Below are 20,238 nucleotides of genomic sequence, written 5' to 3'. Positions count from 1 at the left end.
CTATATGCAGTAAACCAACGACATTACTGATCGTTATCGGCATTTCAGCAATCCTATATTCGATGCCTTTTATAGGTAAACTATTCTGGCTCGCACTTGTTTTACTTTGTTACACCCTGCTTTAACTATTATTTTTAATAAAAACATATAAATAAATGAAATCGGTATCACAATAGCTAGGTGACTAAAGCCTGTAACCCAAATTCAACTCCGAAATGTAACATCTGCAATAACTCTCTTTACGCATCGCAAGAATATAAAACCCAAACAGTAGTTTAGGCTTTATAAAATACTCGCTTTCATTTTGCTACAAACGCATTGCTAACTCAGCGCCTTGTCGAATAGCGCGTTTAGCGTCAAGCTCTGCTGCCACATCAACACCACCAATCAAATGCACTGGAATACCCGTCGCTTTCATCTCATCTACTAATGTGCGATTCGACTCTTGCCCTGCGCAAAGGATCACGTTATCAACCGCAAGCACTTCACTCGTTTCACCTACTCGGATATGTAAGCCTGCGTCATCAAATCTATCGTAGCTTACGCCAATTTTCATTTTTACATCATGTTGCTTGAGCACGAGACGATGGATCCAGCCGGTTGTTTTACCTAAACCTTTACCCATTTTTGAGGTTTTACGCTGCAGTAAGTACACCTTACGATGATCGGTATTATCTATGTGAGGCACTGTCAGGCCGCCTGCATGTTGGTAGGTTTTATCGATGCCCCACTGATGTAGCCATTTATCAGGATTTAGCGTGCTAGATTGACGCTCGCACAGATAATGTGCCATATCAAAACCAATGCCACCCGCACCAATCAAAGCGACAGTGTTGCCAACAGTGACTTCACCCGAGAGCACCTTTTGATAATCCACCACCCGTGGATGATCAAATCCTGGCAACACTAAATCCCGTGGTACAACACCCGATGCAATGACTATTTCATCAAATTTTTCTGTTGCGAGTACACTAGCATCAAGGCGAGTATTTAATCGCAGATCAATTTTATGTAGCTTAATCTGGTTGATAAAATAACGAATAGTTTCGTTAAACTCTTCTTTGCCTGGAATTTTGCGGGCGAGATTAAACTGCCCACCCACTTCAGATTTCGCTTCAAAGAGTACTACCTCATGGCCACGCATTGCGGCGTATACCGAAAATGCCATACCCGCAGGACCAGCGCCCATAACAGCAATGCGCTTTTTATTGGATGTCGGTAAGAAGTTAATTTCAGTTTCGTAACAGGCGCGAGGATTCACTAAACACGTAGCACGTTTAAGGGCAAAGGTATGGTCTAAACAAGCCTGATTACAGCCTATACACGTATTAATAAGCTCTGGTGTGTTAGCGGCAGCTTTATTGACAAACTCAGGATCGGCTAAAAATGGCCGCGCCATCGACACCATGTCCGCTTGGCCTGATGCAATAATCTGCTCGCCAATCTCGGGGGTATTAATACGGTTGGTGGCGATTAGCGGCACTGAGACCGATTTTTTAAGTTTTTCCGTCACCCAGGCAAATGCGCCGCGGGGCACACTGGTGGCAATTGTCGGGACACGCGCTTCGTGCCAACCGATACCGGTGTTCAAGATAGAAACCCCTGCTTGCTCTAGCCATTGTGCCAATTGCACCACTTCATCCCAAGTTGAGCCGTTATCCACCAAATCGAGCATCGATAGACGGAAGATAATGATAAAATCTTTCCCTACTTTTGCTCTGATTGCGTTAACAATCTCAATGGGAAATCGAGCCCGCTTTTCAAACGCGCCGCCCCATTCATCGGTGCGAGTATTCGTGCGAGAACTGACAAACTGATTGATCAAATAGCCTTCAGAGCCCATAACCTCAACACCATCGTAACCCGCTTTTTTCGCAAGCGCAGCTGAGCTAGCGTAATCCTTTATTGTTGAGCGTACTTGGCGACTAGACATCGCAGACGGCGTAAAAGGGGTAATTGGTGATTTAATCTTGCTCGGTGCTAGGGAAAAAGGATGATAACCATAACGGCCGGCATGCAATATTTGCATACAGATTTTGCCTCCTGCCTCGTGCACCGCCTGCGTTACCACACGATGCTTGCCCACTTGCCAAGGGAAACTTAGCTGACAAGCATGGGGCGTAAGCCGGCCACGCAGATTAGGAGAAATACCGCCCGTTACAATCAGACCTACACCGCCTTGAGCGCGTTCTTTATAAAACGCTGCCAGTTTCTCAAATCCGCCCTTTTCTTCTTCTAAACCTGTGTGCATTGAGCCCATAAGTACACGGTTTTTGAGCTGGGTAAAACCCAGTTCTAAGGGTTCTAATAAATGGGGAAACGACATTCAAACATCCTTTTAAAACAAGTGATTTAAATCAGCATACCTTGAGTCAAATCTAAGCTCAACTGTTGGATTAAACCCTCGAGTCAAAATCCTTTACAATTGTGTTTAGCCTGTGGCGCTATTTTCAGTTAGCATGAACAGATTGGACTTATAAAGGAGTGGCAAATGTCCGCTAACCCATCGTTTTTCAAAAGAATATGTTTATTTATTTGGCACACACTGAACGGGACGCGCAAACTGATCCTCAATTTAATCTTTTTTGGCCTCTTAGCTGCCATCCTTATTGCCATTGGCAGTAGTGAAGATATCAAGGTTGAAGATAACTCAGCGTTGGTACTTAATCTGGCTGGTACGATTGTGGACCAAAAACAACAGGTTGATCCCTTAGAAGCGGCATTTAAGCAAGGGAATAATGCCAATACTGACGGTGAAATTCTGCTCGCCGATGTGCTTTATGTGATTGACAATGCCGCACAGGATAAAAGGATTAGCCTACTTGTACTCGACCTTGCCGACCTTAAACGTGCAGGGATCAGCAAGCTGCAATCTATCGGTGATGCACTCACTCGCTTTAAAGAAAGCGGTAAGAAAGTCGTCGCGATAGGTAATTACTACGAGCAGAATCAATATTTCCTCGCCAGCTTTGCCGACAATATTTATCTCAATCCCCAAGGCGGTGTATCACTTGATGGCCTGAGTATGTATAACCAATACTTCAAATCAGCCTTAGATAAACTCAAAGTCAAAGCGCATATTTTCCGCGTAGGAACTTTTAAATCCGCCGTTGAACCCTACATGCGCGACGATATGTCTGATGCCGCGCGAGAAGCCAGTAGCGCACTATTAGCCGATGTATGGCAAAGCTATACGCAAACCGTCGCGGGTAATCGCCACATTGACCCTAATTCGCTCGTGCCTGATGCGAGTATTTATTTAGCTGAGCTCGATAAAGCCAATGGCGATTCAGCGGCGATGGCTATCAACATGAAATAGGTTGATAGCTTAGCGACCACGGAAGATTTTCGTAAAATCATGCTTGAAGCTGTTGGTAAGGCTAAAAAAGGCGACAGCTTCAAGCAAGTGAGTTTTTATGATTACTTAACCTTAGTTACGCCATTGCCAAGCTTTGTTGAGCAAGATAGCGTCGGAATTATTGTCGCCAGTGGTACGATTTTGAATGGGATCCAACCTGCGGGGCAAATTGGCGGCGAAAGCACTGCTGAACTACTCCGTAAGGCGCGTTTTGATAAGCATATTAAAGCCTTAGTGTTGCGCGTTGATAGCCCTGGCGGTAGTGCCTTTGCATCAGAGCAAATCAGGCAAGAACTGCTAGCGTTAAAAGCCGCAGGTAAACCCGTTGTTGTTAGTATGGGGAGTTTAGCGGCTTCTGGCGGTTACTGGATTTCAGCCAGTGCTGATTATATTTTTGCCACGCCAACAACACTCACAGGTTCAATTGGCATCTTTGGCATGATAACCACCTTCGAAGATTCACTGGCCAGTTTAGGCGTGTATACCGATGGGGTGTCAACCTCAGAGTGGGCTGGATTATCAGTCACTCGCGCCCTTTCCCCCCAAGTTGAAGCCGTTATTCAACGTCATATAGAACGTGGCTATTTAGACTTTATCTCGCTGGTTGCCAAAGAACGTAAAATGACCATAGAGCAAGTTGATAAGATTGCCCAAGGCCGCGTTTGGAGTGGCAAGAAAGCCCTTGAGCTAGGTTTAGTCGATGAGCTGGGTGATATCGATGCTGCTATTGCTAAAGCGGCTAAATTGGCAGATATGTCGCTATTTGATACTCGCCTCATCGAACAGGAGCTGACTCCTGAGCAAATGTTTATGCAACAGATGTTTGCCTCAGCATCGAGCTATTTACCGGCCTCATTAAGTCAATCATCGGTGTTAGAGCAAATGCTACAGCAGTGGAGCAGTAGTTTAAAAACACTCACCGCCTTTGATGATCCAAACAATGTTTACATCTACTGCGACACTTGCAACTTGATGAACTAAATCCATCACTCTCTTTGCTGCTGCACGCAACTGCAAACGGATGATTAATACCAAGCCCGGATCCTCGGGCTTTTTTATTGGGTTTATACGCATAAAATCGTATAATTCACCCACTTGAAGCTAAGAAAATGATAATAATGACTAAACGCTCCATTTATGTTGCTTATACGGGCGGCACTATCGGTATGCAAAAGACCGATAACGGCTTCGTCCCCGTGGCGGGATTTTTAACTCAGTGCGTGCAATCAATGCCTGAGTTTTATCATGAAGAAATGCCGGCATTCGTCATCCACGAATACAATCCACTTATCGATTCTTCCAATATGGCGCCGACCGATTGGCAGATGATTGCCAACGATATACAAGCTAATTACCATAAGTATGATGGCTTTGTGATCCTCCACGGCACTGATACTATGGCGTATACGGCTTCGGCGCTGTCATTTATGCTGCAAGGCTTATCAAAGCCTGTGATAGTAACCGGTTCACAAATACCTCTAGCGCAGCTGCGTTCAGATGGGCAAATAAATCTATTGAACTCACTCTATATTGCAGCGAACTACCCGGTTGCTGAAGTGTGTTTATTTTTTAATAACAAACTATTTCGCGGTAACCGCTCCACTAAAGCCCATGCCGATGGCTTTGATGCTTTCGCCTCTCCTAATTTTCCACTCTTGCTTGAAGCGGGAATTAAAATTAATTTACGTGCTGGTAAGATAACCATCGCCAACGATACGCCATTAGAAGTCTCAAACATCAGTCCTCAACCTATCGGCGTGGTCACTTTATACCCTGGCATTTCAACACGTATTTTTGAGAACATGCTGCAACAGCCAGTTAAAGCGCTAATATTGCTGACATTTGGTGTTGGCAATGCGCCGCAGGATGCTGATTTACTCAACACCCTAAAGCAAGCAGATGAGCGTGGTATTGTTTTGGTTAACCTTACCCAATGCTTCCAAGGCAAAGTGAACATGGGCGGCTACGCTACCGGCAATGCGCTAGCTCAAGCAGGCGTGATTAGTGGTGCTGATATGACCATAGAAGCAGCATTAGCAAAACTGCATTATTTGCTATCTAAAAATTTAAAACCAGCAGAGATAAAAGCAGCCATGCTGCAAAATTTAGTCGGTGAATTGAGCATAGATTAAAGACACTCTCTTTGAAGCAATGTCTTTGACCATAATCATATTATTAATTGCTATAAACAAAAAAAGCCCATATTTAATGGGCTTTTTAATATTAATTCAAATTATATCACTGTCAAAAAGCACTTATTATAGCTCAATTTACCAGACGTTATTTATATTGAAGTTATTTGATATCAATTCAATATAAACGTCAATCAAACAGTGATCTTAAATCTTTATCTAACTTCTTATAAAACATAAACCGCTTTTGAAGTCAGAGCCATTTATAAATCCTGTGCTTTAAACTCGGCAATCGGTTCACCGCGGAACTGCTTTTGTAGCTCAGCTTTAGACAGCTCATTAATTTTACCATCGGGTGCGATGGTGAAATGCTCCGTTTGTTCAAGCTTACGGGCTTGATACAACATCACCACCTGCAGGGTCGACTCTCGCTGCGTTTCACTTAGCACAGTACCATCTTCCCACTTACCTAATTCAGCCGCACTGCGAAGCCTTTCATAGACTTCAATGGGCATTTGCTCGATCACTTGATTAATATCTGTCATACACTTTTCCGCTTATGTAACACAATTCTGACTCGTGTAATGAGATAGCCTACAAAGCCAAACACAAAACATATTCCAGCGATATTCGCCCGCATACCTTCGGCAGGCTCTCCACCCCAAAACCAAATCACCACCCCAGCAATAAACAATGTCATAGCAACGAAACTTTGATTCATTAGGCTGCTAGACTTTTGAATATGACTAATGCGCGATAGGGATCCGTTATCACCATTAGTGCTCGCTTGGCAATAAGGACATGATGGCGCCTTGCTCGACATACGCTTGCGACACACTGGACATTCAATTAATGCCATATCTACCTCGCCCTAACGCAACTTATCAACCACAGCGAGCATAGCGATAAGTGATGCTTCACCTAAGTAAATGCTACGCTCTGGCGACCAACCTACAAAAGGATCGGCTAGATTGTTATTGTCTTTAAACGGCATTTCGAGGGTATTAGATAAGCACTCGAAAGTCTGAGCAACCCAATTTGACGCAACAGTTAAATTGGCTTGGCCAGGCTCGTCTTTATCATAACCAAACTGAGTTTGGAAATCAGCACTGGCTAAGGTTAATGCTTGACTGAAATCAGCCTGCAGTTGCGCCAGTTTATCACTGTAGGCAGGAACGCCCTCACAACCCGCTAAAAATACATAAGGCAGGCCTTCATCACCATGAACATCATAAAACAAGTCTACGCCCGTTTGCTGCATCTTGTTGACGACGTGGTACACCTCAGGACTCTTCTCTAAACTTGGGGTTTGCCATTCACGGTTAAGATTGACACCAATGGCATTAGTGCGCAGATGGCCTCTAACACTGCCATCTGGATTCATGTTTGGCATAATATAGAAGTTGGCTTTATCGAGCAGTGCTTTCGCCGTTGGGCAATCATTATCGAGTAAACAATTCACTAGACCTTCGACTAACCATTCAGCCATAGTTTCGCCGGGGTGCTGTCTAGCCGTGATCCAAATGTTACGTTTAGAAGGATCGCCATTACCGACTTTCATTAAGGTAATATCGCGGCCATCTAAAGTCAGGCCTAAATGCTCTAAATTCACATCAGGGTGTAATTGGGCGCTACTGAGCAGATCTAAGTGGCGCTCATAGCTGTATGGGGCAAAATAAGCAATTTGAATTGCATCGCAATCTAGCTCTAAGTTAATACTCAGCTTGCCATCTTGGTACTGTGTTGGAATACGAAACCAATGCTGGCGGTCGTAGCTTGCTACTGCCTGATAGTCTTCCCACCCTTTGGTATAGGAAGCCGTTCCGGCATTAATGATATTTAAAGTATAATGGTTACCCACTTCACCTTCAAATCGAAAATTAAACCATTGATAAAACTCGCCGCCCGCGTCGGGACGGATGGCAAGTTGAATATCGTCTTTATTATCAAGATTGACGACTTGGATATTTCCGCCATCAAAATTGGCACTGATCCGCATAATGATTCCTAATAGGTTGTTCACGCTAAGGGCAATTAATAGCACGCGACTAATAGCACTCTTAGTACACGGCACATTTTATTATATGGCCGATAGGATAAACCAAAACATCCCAAGGGGAAAATGAAAGCCAGTAAATTTAATAACGGCGCTTTCAGTTGGCTTTTTTATTAACCAACATACACGGTTTGACGCCACAAGTTGAACCGTAAAGTGCTAAAATCACCACTTATTAGGCTATAAAGCTATAACCTTGCCCTCGCACAGTGTTAATCAGATTACGCGGTAGGCTAATATCAGCTAATTTACGTCGAGTGTTACTAATATGCATATCGAGATTACGGTCAAAACGGCCTAAATCTTTTTGCAGAACTGAACGTTGCAACTCTTGCTTAGTGATAACTTGGCCTTTTCGTTCAAAAAGATATTTAAATAACCTAAACTCAGTTTGGGTTAAATCAACACTGCTCATCCCTATTGTAATTCGATAAGCTGCGTCGTCAAAATCGACTGGTGGTATCTGTCTTACTGTCATTTTAGGTTGCCGCAGTGGTGCTGCGTATAAACGCCGCTCAAGGGCTTGCAATCTCACAAGTAATTCTTTGATACTAAAAGGTTTGGCTAAAAAGTCATCCGCGCCAAGTTCGTAACCTGCAATTCTATCTTCTTCACTATCTGAGGCTGAAATCATAATAACGGGTGTGACACACTCGCGCGCCCTAAGCAAATCAAAACTATTCATTTGCGGCATGACCAAATCCAACATAATGATATCTGGCACAAAGCTGGTTATTTTAGCTAACCCCTCAATGCCATTTACCGCACATTCCACCTCATGCCCCTGCATACACAGTGCCTCAGTTAACCACTCTCTTAATAAGTGATCATCATCGACCAACAGTATTTTACTCATCCTTAAAAACCCAAACGAGAATCGATATCATTTATATTAGCATGCGTTAACCCATGACTCTAGTGTTAATCACAGCATTCCGTCCAGTTATAAGAAAACTGTGATACGTAACAAGATAACCTATGTCCTATCAGCATCAAACTGCATAACTATTTGCACTTAACAGTGCGAACGATTTTAGATAAGAATAGCACTCATAAAAAAAGCGCCTTTCGGCGCTTTTTATTCGTTATAACATGTGCAGCTCTACTTAGAACTTAACAGTTACACCACCATAAATAGTACGACCGATTGTGTCGTAAACTTGTGGTACTGTGCCGCCGTCGCTACCATTTGAAACTCCAACTGGGTCTTCATCAGTAAAGTTTTTAATACCTAAACTAACAGTAGCCATATCGTTGATGTGATATGTTCCTGAAATATTGTGGTATAAAATCGAGTCAACATTTGTTCCTTCTGCTAAATCGGTCATTTCCCCAATATAGCGGTTGAAGTACATAACACTCCAATCATCTCTACCTGCTGAAAGGCTAAAGTTGTTACGAACACGAGCATAAGCACCGAAGTTACCATCGATAGTGCCAGTGTAATCTTCACCATCTTGCTCGAAATTAACTAAGTAAGTCGTATCATTATTAACTTTCCAATCTAAACCTATTAGCTCGAAGCTATAAGCTAAGTTGAAATCAACACCACTAGTGTCTTGAGTACCTACGTTAGTTAACGCATTGGTTAAGTTATCTAAATCGCCATTAGCACCGATTTTGAAAATTTCGCAAGATGCTTCACCAGTTTTATCGCCAGTAGTTTGAAATTTATGACAAGCGTTTAAACCAGCCTGAGTATCCATACGCGCAATTGCGTTATCAACTTTAAAGCGCCAGTAATCCAATGTTACTGACATACCTTCAATATAGTTTGGTGAGTATACTAGACCAGCAGTATAAGACTCAGACTCTTCAGGCTGTAAATCTGGATCAGAAGTACGATTTACTAAAATTTGCGGATCTGGAGCATTACCCCATGGGCCATCTAAGTAATCGTATGAACCTGAGTTACCACCATAAAGCTCACTTACACTTGGAGCTCGGAATCCTGTAGCAGCAACAGTACGGAGCATTAGATCATCCGTTGCAGCATAAGTTAAACCAATCTTCCAAGTGGTCGCTTTACCGAAAGTAGAATAATCATCTAAACGTAGTGCAAACTCACCAGTTAACTTTTCAGTAAAGGGTACGCTAACTTCTTGGAAAATAGAGATAACGTTATAGTTACCGTCTGTTGGATCTTGTTGTGCTGAAGTACTTTCACCCGCAACAACTACTGGATCTGGATTATAGAAACCACTTTCACGACGGTATTCTGCACCGATTGCAAAACCCACAGCTCCAGCACTTAAATCAAATAATTCACCATTTAAGCCCGCAGATAGTGTTTGTTGTTCGTTACCACCGTTTGCATCTTCTGAATAACTAATATCATTGGCCATTTGATCAGTTAATGGCACACCGCTAAACCATGCATTTGGGTTAGCGTAAATGGAGTCAGCCATATCTGACGCATTAATCGAATTACCTACCGAAGTGTTCGCTTTGTTTTTACCATAAGTATATGTTAGATCCCAGTTCATACCAGTATGGACATCTAAGGTGCCGGCTAAACCACCAGATAAGCGCCAAGTATCAATATCTTGTGTATAAATACGTGGTCCCACATCGTTGGTACGACGACGGTAGTTAACTAAACCTTTCTCATCGGCTTCAATACCACCGGCAATCATTGCACTATCAAGTGTCACGCATGATGCCCCTGCTGGCACACCTGCTGCGCCACAAACATTTAGCATGATATCACCAGGTTGAGGAGCTAATTGTTGGTTAGAGCGACGATTCGTATATATAGCATCCGCAGTTAGTACGACATCATTACCGAGCTCTTGTGTCATATTAGCGAATAAACTACGACGTTCACTTGGTGTTTGATAGAAACTATCTTTAGTGAAATCATAGCCAGTTGTACGCGCGACCCAGTTACCATTCGCGTCTTGAACTTTACCACCTAAAGTACCAGTAGGAATAAATGAGCTTGCACCAGGTGCAGTCCAATCACGATCAGATTGGATAACACCGCGACGGTCAGCATAAGCAGCACCAAAAGTGTAGTTACCACCATCTGTATTAAAACCATACAGCGCACTGACATCGCCGTTTTCGCCGTCGCCTTTATCGGTACCGCTACCATTAAAATCTAGCTGAAAACCTTCAAAGTCTTTCTTGGTAATAATGTTAACTACGCCAGCAATCGCATCTGAACCATAAACCGCTGAAGCGCCATCTTTTAAGATTTCAACGCGAGCAATCATAGCAACAGGGATAGAGTTCAAATCGACAGAGCTATCAGCGCCTGAGCCTGAGTTCACCATGCGGCGGCCATTCAATAATACAAGTGTACGCTGTGCACCCATACCACGCAGGTCAACCTGTGCAACGCCATCTGAACCATTGTTTGTCGTTGACCCTACTGCAGCACCCGCCATTGACGTTTGTACTTGCAGCATTTGATCAACCGAAGTAAAGCCTTCCGCTTTAATTGCTGCTGCATCAATCACAGTTACAGGAGAAGCGGTTTCCATATCCTGGCGTTGAATACGTGAACCCGTGACTTCGATACGTTCAACTTTTGCTTTTTCTTCAGCAGCGAAGGCGCTTGACGTAACAAATGCACCTGTAGTGATAGATGCAACGATAGCTAAGTTAATCGCTGACGCTAATTTGGTTCTTTTGATCATGTATGAATGCTCCCTAAGATCTAACTATTATTTTTATGCTTACAGCTTGTACAACTTTTGCTGTACTAGTGTTGCACACGATACTGAGGATTCACTTTAACTTCGTCAACGCCCAATATTTTAACAATAATAACATTAAGGTTAAACATTGGTTAATAAAGTGTTTTAAATTATGAGGTGGTAGTCTATTAAAATCTATCAAAGATACAAAATTAGCTTACTGTTCCATATTTACTTTACTTTGCAGTAGTTAACTCTGTTAAAAACAAACAAACACGCAACATCACTGACATTGAAAAGTGTGACTTAGATCACACTTTTTGTAGGAGGTGAAAATCGATAAAGAATATCTCACCGATTTACAGTGTCAAAAATTGCATACATATTTAGCTCAACCCTTGTGGGTAAACATGAAAACAATGAGAATAAGCTTGTTAAATCAGCATTCCAGTCAAAGTGCAGCGAGTGTGGTTGCTGTTACTTATGCACCTAGATAGCGACTTAAATAGAAATACAACAATATGAAAACAAGCTATTGCACACTCCAGCATCAAATAAGCTAATTTGCTTCTTTTGATCGTTAATATTTCACTCATCATTTGTAGTAAATAAAACGACTACGATTGATTTATTTATTAAACCCTCAAAATATACATTTTTTTGATAACCACATTCACGACAACAGGTTTAAAGTTAATATTATAGGGTTAATACCAGTTTGATATTCGCCGTCAAAACAAACACTGATGTAACATTTAGGATGCTATAAAACACAATAAAATAAGCATAAGATTATTAACCTTACTGTACTGCGTGTGATTAATAATCTCCCTAATCAAATAATCCGCTTACATTCCATAGACTGGTAGTAGTAATAAAAAAGGCGACACAAAATGTGTCGCCTTTTTTCAATACATTAAGCTAACTCTTATTCGGGTTTAATCAATTCAAAATGCTGATATGCGCGCGCGGTTGCAATACGACCACGAGGCGTGCGTTGGATAAACCCCTGCTGGATCAAGAAAGGTTCCAGCACATCTTCAATGGTTTCACGCTCTTCACCAATAGCAGCGGCTAAGTTATCCAGCCCCACAGGGCCGCCCATAAACTTATCGATAATTGCCAACAGTAGTTTGCGGTCCATGTAATCAAAACCTTCGCAGTCTACATCTAGCAAGTCTAAAGCGTGCTCGGCCACAAACTTGGTGACTGCGCCATCATGCTTCACTTGCGCATAATCCCGCACGCGGCGCAGCAGTCGGTTGGCTATCCGCGGTGTACCACGCGAGCGACGGGCGATTTCAAATGCGCCCTCAGCATCAATTTCTAATTCCATCACCTGCGCTGAGCGGGTAACAATGGTGCTTAAATCTTTAATGTTATAGAACTCAAGTCGCAGCGGGATCCCAAAACGCGCTCTTAATGGTGAAGTTAACGCCCCTGCCCGTGTTGTCGCGCCCACTAAAGTAAATGGCGGTAAATCGAGTTTAATAGAACGCGCTGCTGGGCCTTCACCTATCATGATATCCAGCTGATAATCTTCCATTGCCGGATACAATATCTCTTCAACCACAGGGCTTAATCGGTGAATTTCATCGATGAATAACACATCACCGGATTCAAGATTGGTCAGAAGTGCGGCGAGATCACCGGCTTTTTCAAGCACTGGTCCAGATGTCGATTTGATATTTACGCCCATCTCATTGGCGACAATCATAGCCAAGGTGGTTTTACCTAATCCTGGCGGGCCGTAAATCAACATGTGATCTAAGGCTTCGTTACGATTCTTTGCCGCTTGAATAAACACCTTAAGCTGCGCCCGAGTGTCATCTTGCCCCGTGTACTCATCGAGCATTTTAGGGCGCATTGCCCTGTCAATAGACTCATCTTGCACTTGGATCTGCGGCTGGATAAGTCTGTCTGCCTCAATCATTATGATTCCTTATCGAAGCTTTCATCTTAATTAGCATCATTATTCAATTAAAGCATCGACTTAAGGGCTGCTTTAATCAGCGTTTCTGAATCCATGCCTGCTTTATAGGCTGCAGAAACGGACTTACTCGCTTGCGGTGGTTTATAACCTAATGAAATCAAAGCTGAAATAGCGTCTTCTTCGGCACTATTAACCGTTGGTGCTGGCGAATAATTGGATTGCAACACAAATTCACGCTCTGAACCTGCAGACGCTGCCATTAAGCTCTTGAGCTTATCGCGCATTTCTACCAATAAACGCTCGGCGGTTTTTTTACCTACGCCGGGCAATTTTACTAAGGTAACAATATCGTCACGCTCTACGCAGCCGACAAATTCTCCGGCGGTCATGCCAGATAAGATGGTTAGCGCGAGTTTAGGACCCACACCATTGGTCTTGATCAGTAAGCGAAATAATGCTCTTTCCTGCTTAGTGATAAAACCATAGAGTAACTGCGCATCTTCACGCACCACAAAGTGGGTGTAGACCATGGTTTCATGGTTAATCTCAGGCAGTTCGTAAAAGCTGGTGAGCGGCATTTGCAACTCGTAACCGACACCATTAACATCAATCAACACTTCTGGCGCTTGTTTCTCAACTAACACGCCCCGTAAACGACCTATCATTTGTACCGTCCGTATGTTCTTGCCGTTGCCCGGCCGCTCAATGCTATTAAACTCTGGCTAGTGTGATAATGACACACAGCAACCCCGAGTGCATCTGCAGCGTCAGCTTGCGGGGCTGCAGGTAATTTAAGTAGTTGTTGGATCATATGTTGTACTTGGGCTTTTTGTGCCCGGCCCGTGCCAACCACTGCGCTTTTTATTTGAGTCGCGCTGTATTCTGCTACCGGTAAATTCGCCACAGTGGCGGCAACAATGGCCGCGCCGCGCGCTTGACCAAGCTTGAGCGCAGAATCGGCATTTTTTGCCATAAATACTCGTTCAATCGCAAATTCATCTGGCTGATACTGACGAATAATTTCAGTGATGCCATCAAATATTTGTTTGAGCCTGCCAGGAAGCTCTTCGGACGAAGTACGAATACAACCACTTCCGAGGTAAATCTGCTGTCGCCCCACACATTGGATCACGCCATAGCCGGTGATCCGTGAGCCAGGGTCGACACCTAAAATAATTGCCATTACATGCCTTATATGCGATCTGAATTTTGATCTCGAACCCTATGTTAATATTTGTGAGCCGGAGTTGGCCCAAATTGCTACGCTATCCAGCTCACCAACAATCTAGCCTAGGTTTGCCATGACCTCATCGGATATTTCCGCATTATGATACACCTCTTGCACATCATCATGATCTTCAAGGGTATCGATAAGGCGCATAAACTTTTCAGCGGTATCGAGATCAAGTTCAGCTTTGGTTGCTGCTATCATCGCGATTTCGGCGTTATCGGCCACAAAGCCCGCTTTATCAAGTGCCTCTTTCACTGTATAAAAATCAACGGAGTCGGTGAATACATCGATTGCGCCATCATCATAGCTGACAATATCTTCTGCGCCCGCTTCAAGCGCCGCTTCCATCAAGGTATCTTCATCGGTACCCGGTGCATAGGATAAAACCCCACGCTTAGTGAACAAATAAGAAACCGAACCATCGGTGCCTAAATTGCCCCCCGATTTAGTAAACGCATTACGCACGCCGCTCACGGTACGGTTACGATTATCCGTCATCGTTTCAACCATTACAGCCGTGCCGCCAGGGCCATAGCCTTCATAGAGAATGGTTTCGAGTTGCTGACCTTCTAATTCACCGGCGCCGCGCTTAATCGCGCGCTCAACCGTATCACGGGTCATATTGCCACCGAGGGCTTTATCAATCGCAACTCGTAATCGTGGGTTTGAATCAGGATCTGAGCCGCCTTCACGGGCTGCTACGGTTAATTCACGAATAAATTTAGTAAAGAGTTTACCGCGCTTAGCATCTTGAGCTGCCTTACGGTGCTTAATATTGGCCCATTTACTGTGACCTGCCATGGGAAGTCTCCTCTAGTTTGGCTATATCATCGCACAGCTTATCGATAGTCGATTATCTATAGCCGAAGGTGTAATGGGATGGAATAACGGCTATTTACCTAAGAGATTGAACTAATTAATATTGATAAGCGATGAAATGACATGTTACTAAAATAAACCGAGGCTTGTGCCTCGGTTTACGATACGACTGATAAAAGAGGACTAATCAAAGACAACTTACCAGAGTCGACTTACTTAGAGCCCTCTTCCAAAAAATCAGTCTTCCGTTTTAACGGCTTTCTCAACCACGGCAATGCCAAGTTCAGCTAACTGCTGCGGATTAGCAAATCCTGGCGCATTGGTCAGCGGGCATGCCGCGGTAGTCGTTTTAGGGAACGCCATCACATCACGAATTGAGCTTGCGCCCGTCATCAACATAATGATGCGGTCTAAACCAAATGCTAAACCAGCATGTGGCGGAGTTCCGTAACGCAGCGCTTCTAACAGGAAGCCAAACTTCTCTTTGGCTTCCTCGTCAGTAATGCCCAGAATACGGAATACTGCAGACTGCATTTCTTGGTTATGAATACGCACCGAACCACCGCCTAATTCGCAGCCGTTCAATACCATATCGTAGGCATCAGAAACGCGATTAGCGGGGTTGGCTTCAAGTTCTGCTGTCGTTACGCCGCGTGGTGCGGTGAACGGATGATGAACCGCATGGAAACTGCCGTTGATTTTCTCAAACATGGGGAAGTCAACCACCCACAGTGGGCGCCATTCACCTTGTAATAAGCTAAAGTCTTCGCCAGCTTTAAGACGCAGTGCGCCCATAGATTCGGCAACCACAGTCGCTTGGTCAGCACCAAATAGGATAATGTCACCGGTTTGCGCGCCGGTTCGGCTCACGATTTCATTAACTATGCTTTCGTTCAAGAATTTCAGTACAGGTGATTGAATGCCTTCTAAGCCAAGGCTTAAGTCATTGATCTTCATCCACGCTAAGCCTTTAGCGCCATAAATGCCAACAAACTTAGTGTAATCATCAATTTGCTTACGAGACAGTGCAGCGCCGCCCGGAATACGCAGTGCAGCCACACGGCCTTCTTCGTCGTTAGCAGGGCCTGAGAATACTGCAAATTCGACTTCTTTGAGTAAATCGGCAATGTCCACCAGCTCTAATGGATTACGTAAATCTGGCTTATCTGAACCGAAACGACGCATCGCTTCGTTGTAGGTCATGCGAGGGAACTCGCCTAAATCGACATTCAGCATTTCAACAAACAAACCGCGCATCATCTCTTCGGTTTTCGCCATCACTTGCTCAGAGCTCATGAAAGACGTTTCGATATCGATTTGGGTGAACTCTGGCTGACGGTCAGCACGTAAATCTTCATCACGGAAGCATTTTACGATTTGATAGTAACGGTCAAAGCCAGACATCATCAGCAATTGTTTAAACAGCTGTGGTGATTGTGGCAATGCAAAGAACTGACCTTTATAAGTACGGCTTGGTACTAAATAATCGCGGGCACCTTCTGGGGTTGCCTTAGTCAGAATTGGCGTTTCTATGTCCAAGAAACCGTTTGAGTCGAGGAAACGACGCACAGAACTGGTCACTTTAGCGCGGAAAATAAGGCGCTGCGCCATTTCTGGGCGACGTAAATCTAAGTAACGGTACTTAAGACGTTGCTCTTCGCTGTTGTTCTGGTAGTTATCCATGCTCAATGGCAGTGGATCGGCAGCGTTGATGATCGTCAAGGCTTGGCCTAAGACTTCAATCTCACCCGTTTTCATTTGACCATTAACTTGGCTATCGGGGCGAGCGCGAACAAGGCCTTTAACCTGAACGCAAAATTCGGCGCGCAGCGTGCTGGCGACATTGAACACCTCAGGTAAATCTGGGTCGTAAACCACTTGGACCAGACCTTCTCTGTCTCTTAAATCTAAAAAGACAACGCCACCCAAATCACGGCTACGATTAACCCAACCTACCAAGGTAACTTCTTGTCCAACGTGAGACTTATTGACGTCTCCACAATAATGACTGCGCATCTAACTCTATCCTTTATCCGGAAACCGGTGCTTTGGAAATAATCAAAACGAGATAAAAGCGGCATTATAGTAAAATAATGCCGATTACCAAAGTACTTCACACTTAGGCGGTGAAGTATCAAACAGTTTTACGCCCTTGACTAGAGGCGAGTGCACTATCGGCGCATGAGCGTTCAAAAAAACATCAAGCCATGCGATAACAACGCCCACCATCGTTTTTTGCTTGGTACATCCGCTGATCAGCCTTTTTCAACAAACTTATTGCGGTGTCACCATCTCGAGGATAAACCACCACCCCAATACTAACCGATATGCTGACACTGACACCCTGAATTATCAAAGGGTTCGACAATGCCTGTAGAATATTATCAGCAACTTGGGTCACGGCATCGAGATCTTGCACACGATTTAGCAGGATAACAAACTCATCGCCGCCAAATCGCGCCACTGTATCTGAGCCTCGGATAACCTTAGTGAGTTTTTTGGCTACCCATACGAGTAACTCATCCCCTACTGGGTGACCATATTGATCATTGATTGGTTTAAAATTATCGAGGTCAATGAAGAGTAGGGCAAAATGTGTGTGATCCCTTTGGTGAGATAATAATGCTTGAGCTAATCTATCATCAAGTAAGGCACGATTGGGTAATTGAGTTAAAGCGTCATGGTTAGCCACATGCTGTAAACGTTTTTCAGCGATTAACCGTTGGGTTATTTCGCGATTTAAGCGCCGATTGACGAACAGTACCGCCACCATTACTAAGCATAAGACGAGCCCCCCAAACACAATATAATTTATCCACTGTTTATATTGGCTGTTATCTGTTGCAACAGAAAATGATACCCAACGTGCATAGATGCGTTGCTGCTTTTGACTATCAATCAGAGCCAAGGTTTTATTAATCAGTGGCACTAAAGGCGCAAACTGAGGATGAACACCAATATAACTTTTCTGATCGGTTAAATCACTTAGTAGTGACATTTTCAACGTTGGATATTGCCCGGTTTTAAGATCAGAGGCCAATGTCACCACTTTATCGATAAACACATCGGCCGTACCGTGAGTCACTGCAGCTAATCCTGCATGGGTATCAGCAACAAGCACTAATTTTAGCGAAGGCTCAAGACTCATCAATTGCGCGACTAAATGATAGCCTTCAACTACAGCCACTCTTTGCCCCGCCAGTTGGGCAATATTGAATAGCGAAACTTGTTCCAATTGCGATACCAAAGCCCACGGTGATGGCCAATAAGCCTCGCTGAACATTAAGCGTTGTTGCCTATCAGCCGTTTTTGCAACACTACCTGCTAGGCTCACCTCTCCCTTTTGCAACGCCTCGATTAATGAATGCCAATTATCAAAAGCAACGGGGGTAAGTTTAAGTCTGAGTTGTTCTTTGAGTAACTTGGCAATATCGCTATTGATCCCCGAAAATTGCCCTTGTTGATCCATAAATTCCATCGGTGGCCATTGCTTAAGATATCCCACCTTTAGTTCTCCTAAAGCATCGACATAGGCTTTCTCAGAAACATTCAAACTAACATGAGGTTCTGCCTGAGTAAAAATATGATCCTTTGGATTAAGCATCCATTTTTGTTCAATATTGGCAAACTCTTGGGGACTGATACTATTAAAACCATTGGCGATCCGCTCAGCAAGCCCTGGATTGTCACTTCGGGTTAGTACGTAAACATCAGTTGCAAACTCAAGCCCTTGATATTGATAGAAATCAGTCCAGTAATTATTAAGTAATAAATAGTGAGAAGTCCACGCACCTCCGGCAACAAAACCGACTATATCCCCCGCCCGCGCGCCAGCAACCATGGCATCCATACTGTCGTAATAACGCAATAAGACATCGGGCAAGGCTTTGCGTAACTCCACCAGATAAGGTGCTGTAGGTACCACGCCAATACGCTTTCCTTGTAAACTTTTTAAATCGGTTAGCTGTTGTTTATAGAGGAATAAACGACTTTTTTTGCTATATAACTGCCAAGCACGATTGAGGCCTGTTTTTAAGTCGTCACTTTCAGGGTAACCAATATGTGCATCAGCTAGACCACGACGTACATCGTCTACGCTAGAGTTCATATCACCGGGCAAAAAATCAATAGCTATACCGGTTTTTTCAGACCACAGTTGCCACATATCTACATATAAGCCGTGGGGCAAACCATCAGCACCAATATTAACAAAGGGTTCAACATCTTGCTGCATCGAAATAATTAATTCTGATTGCTCACGTTTAAACCCAAGCCATCGGCGCTCAGTTTGCTGGATAAAATCGGCTTTGAGTAACGCAAACCCCGCATTAATTTTATTAACTAATGCAGTATTTCCCTTTATAACTGCAGGGGTAAATTGCATTGCTTTGATTTGAATACGTACAGCATTAGGATAATTTGCAGTGATTGCTTGCGATGAAGCTGGATCTTTCAAATAACCTTCTAAACCGGCAAACACCATAATTTCGCCAGCAGCAACCCCAGCCAGTAATGCCTCACGACTCTCATAGCGTTTAAATACCAATTGAGGTTCGATACGATGCAATTCCACTTCATGGGAGGAAGCGGCTACCACACCGACTTGAAAGGGGATCAGTTCTGTAATGGACTTTTTGCCTTGCAAAGATTTATGCAAATACAAAAAGGTGCCCACGTCAGCTATGGGTACAGCAAAGTCAAACTCTCGTGCTCGCTCTTGGGTTTTACCCATACCGATATGCACTTGCGCCTTATTTTGCCTTAGCTGTTCGAGGGACTCATGCCAGTGGCGCGCAACAAAAACCACAGGGGTATGGGTTTGTTTAGCCCACTCTTTCCATAAGTCGACTAGCAGCCCAGTTGGCTCACCGTCGTTGTCAACATATTGATAGGGAAAGCTATCCTCACCCATAACAATCACTAATGGCTCTGTGGGCAGCGAACTAGCCTGCCCCAGTGTGCTAAAAAACACACTACATAAGATCACAATAAAATGGATCAAAAACGTCAAGTTGAACCCTTAGTACAAGAGGTACATGTAACTATTTTGTTATAAGTAGTGTAT

General features: G+C 43.8%; 13 protein-coding genes and 1 pseudogene. 2 read left to right on the top strand and 12 right to left on the bottom strand.

Features of this window, described 5'->3' with window-relative positions:
- Positions 1 to 307: 307 nt before the first annotated feature.
- Positions 308 to 2,326 (bottom strand): NADPH-dependent 2,4-dienoyl-CoA reductase, encoded by a 2,019-nt coding sequence (locus BW947_RS13535; protein WP_076500418.1) that lies wholly within the window; start codon positions 2,324 to 2,326, stop codon positions 308 to 310.
- 165 nt (positions 2,327 to 2,491) lie between these two features.
- Between BW947_RS13535 and sppA the strand changes: the two are divergent.
- Together sppA and ansA are read left to right on the top strand one after the other, a co-directional pair.
- Positions 2,492 to 4,339, top strand: a pseudogene (sppA, locus tag BW947_RS13530) (signal peptide peptidase SppA).
- Positions 4,340 to 4,476: 137 nt separating this feature from the next.
- Entirely contained in the window at positions 4,477 to 5,490 is a 1,014-nt protein-coding gene (ansA, locus tag BW947_RS13525) for an asparaginase (RefSeq protein WP_076500416.1), read from the top strand.
- Positions 5,491 to 5,753: 263 nt separating this feature from the next.
- Here ansA and BW947_RS13520 read toward each other — a convergent pair whose 3' ends face one another.
- The 11 genes from BW947_RS13520 to BW947_RS13470 all read right to left on the bottom strand — a co-directional run bounded on the left by BW947_RS13520 (position 5,754) and on the right by BW947_RS13470 (position 20,184).
- Positions 5,754 to 6,035 carry a YeaC family protein gene (locus BW947_RS13520; protein ID WP_076500414.1) on the bottom strand — a complete coding sequence of 94 codons (282 nt, stop codon included), beginning with the start codon at positions 6,033 to 6,035 and terminating at the stop codon, positions 5,754 to 5,756.
- Positions 6,032 to 6,349 carry a zinc ribbon domain-containing protein gene (locus BW947_RS13515; protein WP_076500412.1) on the bottom strand — a complete coding sequence of 106 codons (318 nt, stop codon included), beginning with the start codon at positions 6,347 to 6,349 and terminating at the stop codon, positions 6,032 to 6,034. Before BW947_RS13515 ends, BW947_RS13520 begins: the two co-directional genes overlap by 4 nt.
- Before the next feature lie 12 nt (positions 6,350 to 6,361).
- Complete coding sequence (locus BW947_RS13510) at positions 6,362 to 7,489, bottom strand: M14 family metallopeptidase (protein ID WP_076500410.1); 1,128 nt, start codon at positions 7,487 to 7,489, stop codon at positions 6,362 to 6,364.
- Between the two features lie 232 nt (positions 7,490 to 7,721).
- Positions 7,722 to 8,402, bottom strand: coding sequence for a response regulator transcription factor SsoR (locus BW947_RS13505; protein ID WP_076500408.1), 681 nt, complete (start codon positions 8,400 to 8,402; stop codon positions 7,722 to 7,724).
- A 250-nt stretch (positions 8,403 to 8,652) separates the two neighbouring features.
- Positions 8,653 to 11,190 (bottom strand): TonB-dependent receptor plug domain-containing protein, encoded by a 2,538-nt coding sequence (locus BW947_RS13500; RefSeq protein WP_076500406.1) that lies wholly within the window; start codon positions 11,188 to 11,190, stop codon positions 8,653 to 8,655.
- 928 nt (positions 11,191 to 12,118) lie between these two features.
- Positions 12,119 to 13,123, bottom strand: a complete 1,005-nt coding sequence (gene ruvB, locus BW947_RS13495; protein WP_076500404.1) for a Holliday junction branch migration DNA helicase RuvB — start codon at positions 13,121 to 13,123, stop codon at positions 12,119 to 12,121.
- A 47-nt stretch (positions 13,124 to 13,170) separates the two neighbouring features.
- Positions 13,171 to 13,788, bottom strand: a complete 618-nt coding sequence (gene ruvA / locus BW947_RS13490; RefSeq protein WP_076500402.1) for a Holliday junction branch migration protein RuvA — start codon at positions 13,786 to 13,788, stop codon at positions 13,171 to 13,173.
- The gene (gene ruvC, locus BW947_RS13485) at positions 13,785 to 14,306 is read right to left on the bottom strand and encodes a crossover junction endodeoxyribonuclease RuvC (protein ID WP_076500400.1); all 522 of its coding nucleotides are present in this window, start codon (positions 14,304 to 14,306) and stop codon (positions 13,785 to 13,787) included. Before ruvC ends, ruvA begins: the two co-directional genes overlap by 4 nt.
- 102 nt (positions 14,307 to 14,408) lie before the next feature.
- Positions 14,409 to 15,155 (bottom strand): YebC/PmpR family DNA-binding transcriptional regulator, encoded by a 747-nt coding sequence (locus BW947_RS13480; protein WP_076500398.1) that lies wholly within the window; start codon positions 15,153 to 15,155, stop codon positions 14,409 to 14,411.
- A gap of 255 nt (positions 15,156 to 15,410) precedes the next feature.
- On the bottom strand, positions 15,411 to 17,189 hold the full coding sequence (gene aspS, locus BW947_RS13475) for an aspartate--tRNA ligase (RefSeq protein ID WP_076500396.1): 1,779 nt from the start codon (positions 17,187 to 17,189) through the stop codon (positions 15,411 to 15,413).
- A gap of 184 nt (positions 17,190 to 17,373) precedes the next feature.
- Entirely contained in the window at positions 17,374 to 20,184 is a 2,811-nt protein-coding gene (locus BW947_RS13470) for a transporter substrate-binding domain-containing protein (protein WP_076500394.1), read from the bottom strand.
- Positions 20,185 to 20,238: the final 54 nt, after the last annotated feature.

The organism is Shewanella morhuae (genome assembly GCF_900156405.1).
Classification (GTDB): Bacteria; Pseudomonadota; Gammaproteobacteria; order Enterobacterales; family Shewanellaceae; genus Shewanella; species Shewanella morhuae.
The sequence above is the reverse complement of the archived record's forward strand: the minus strand, read 5'-3'. Positions and strand labels throughout refer to the sequence as shown.

Excerpts from the sequence above, each read along its gene's own strand:
- BW947_RS13535 (WP_076500418.1), bottom strand. The coding sequence starts at position 2,326 with ATGTCGTTTCCCCATTTATTAGAACCCTTAGAACTGGGTTTTACCCAG.
- ansA (WP_076500416.1), top strand. The coding sequence starts at position 4,477 with ATGACTAAACGCTCCATTTATGTTGCTTATACGGGCGGCACTATCGGT.
- BW947_RS13520 (WP_076500414.1), bottom strand. The coding sequence starts at position 6,035 with ATGACAGATATTAATCAAGTGATCGAGCAAATGCCCATTGAAGTCTAT.
- BW947_RS13515 (WP_076500412.1), bottom strand. The coding sequence starts at position 6,349 with ATGGCATTAATTGAATGTCCAGTGTGTCGCAAGCGTATGTCGAGCAAG.
- BW947_RS13510 (WP_076500410.1), bottom strand. The coding sequence starts at position 7,489 with ATGCGGATCAGTGCCAATTTTGATGGCGGAAATATCCAAGTCGTCAAT.
- BW947_RS13505 (WP_076500408.1), bottom strand. The coding sequence starts at position 8,402 with ATGAGTAAAATACTGTTGGTCGATGATGATCACTTATTAAGAGAGTGG.
- BW947_RS13500 (WP_076500406.1), bottom strand. The coding sequence starts at position 11,190 with ATGATCAAAAGAACCAAATTAGCGTCAGCGATTAACTTAGCTATCGTT.
- ruvB (WP_076500404.1), bottom strand. The coding sequence starts at position 13,123 with ATGATTGAGGCAGACAGACTTATCCAGCCGCAGATCCAAGTGCAAGAT.
- ruvA (WP_076500402.1), bottom strand. The coding sequence starts at position 13,788 with ATGATAGGTCGTTTACGGGGCGTGTTAGTTGAGAAACAAGCGCCAGAA.
- ruvC (WP_076500400.1), bottom strand. The coding sequence starts at position 14,306 with ATGGCAATTATTTTAGGTGTCGACCCTGGCTCACGGATCACCGGCTAT.
- BW947_RS13480 (WP_076500398.1), bottom strand. The coding sequence starts at position 15,155 with ATGGCAGGTCACAGTAAATGGGCCAATATTAAGCACCGTAAGGCAGCT.
- aspS (WP_076500396.1), bottom strand. The coding sequence starts at position 17,189 with ATGCGCAGTCATTATTGTGGAGACGTCAATAAGTCTCACGTTGGACAA.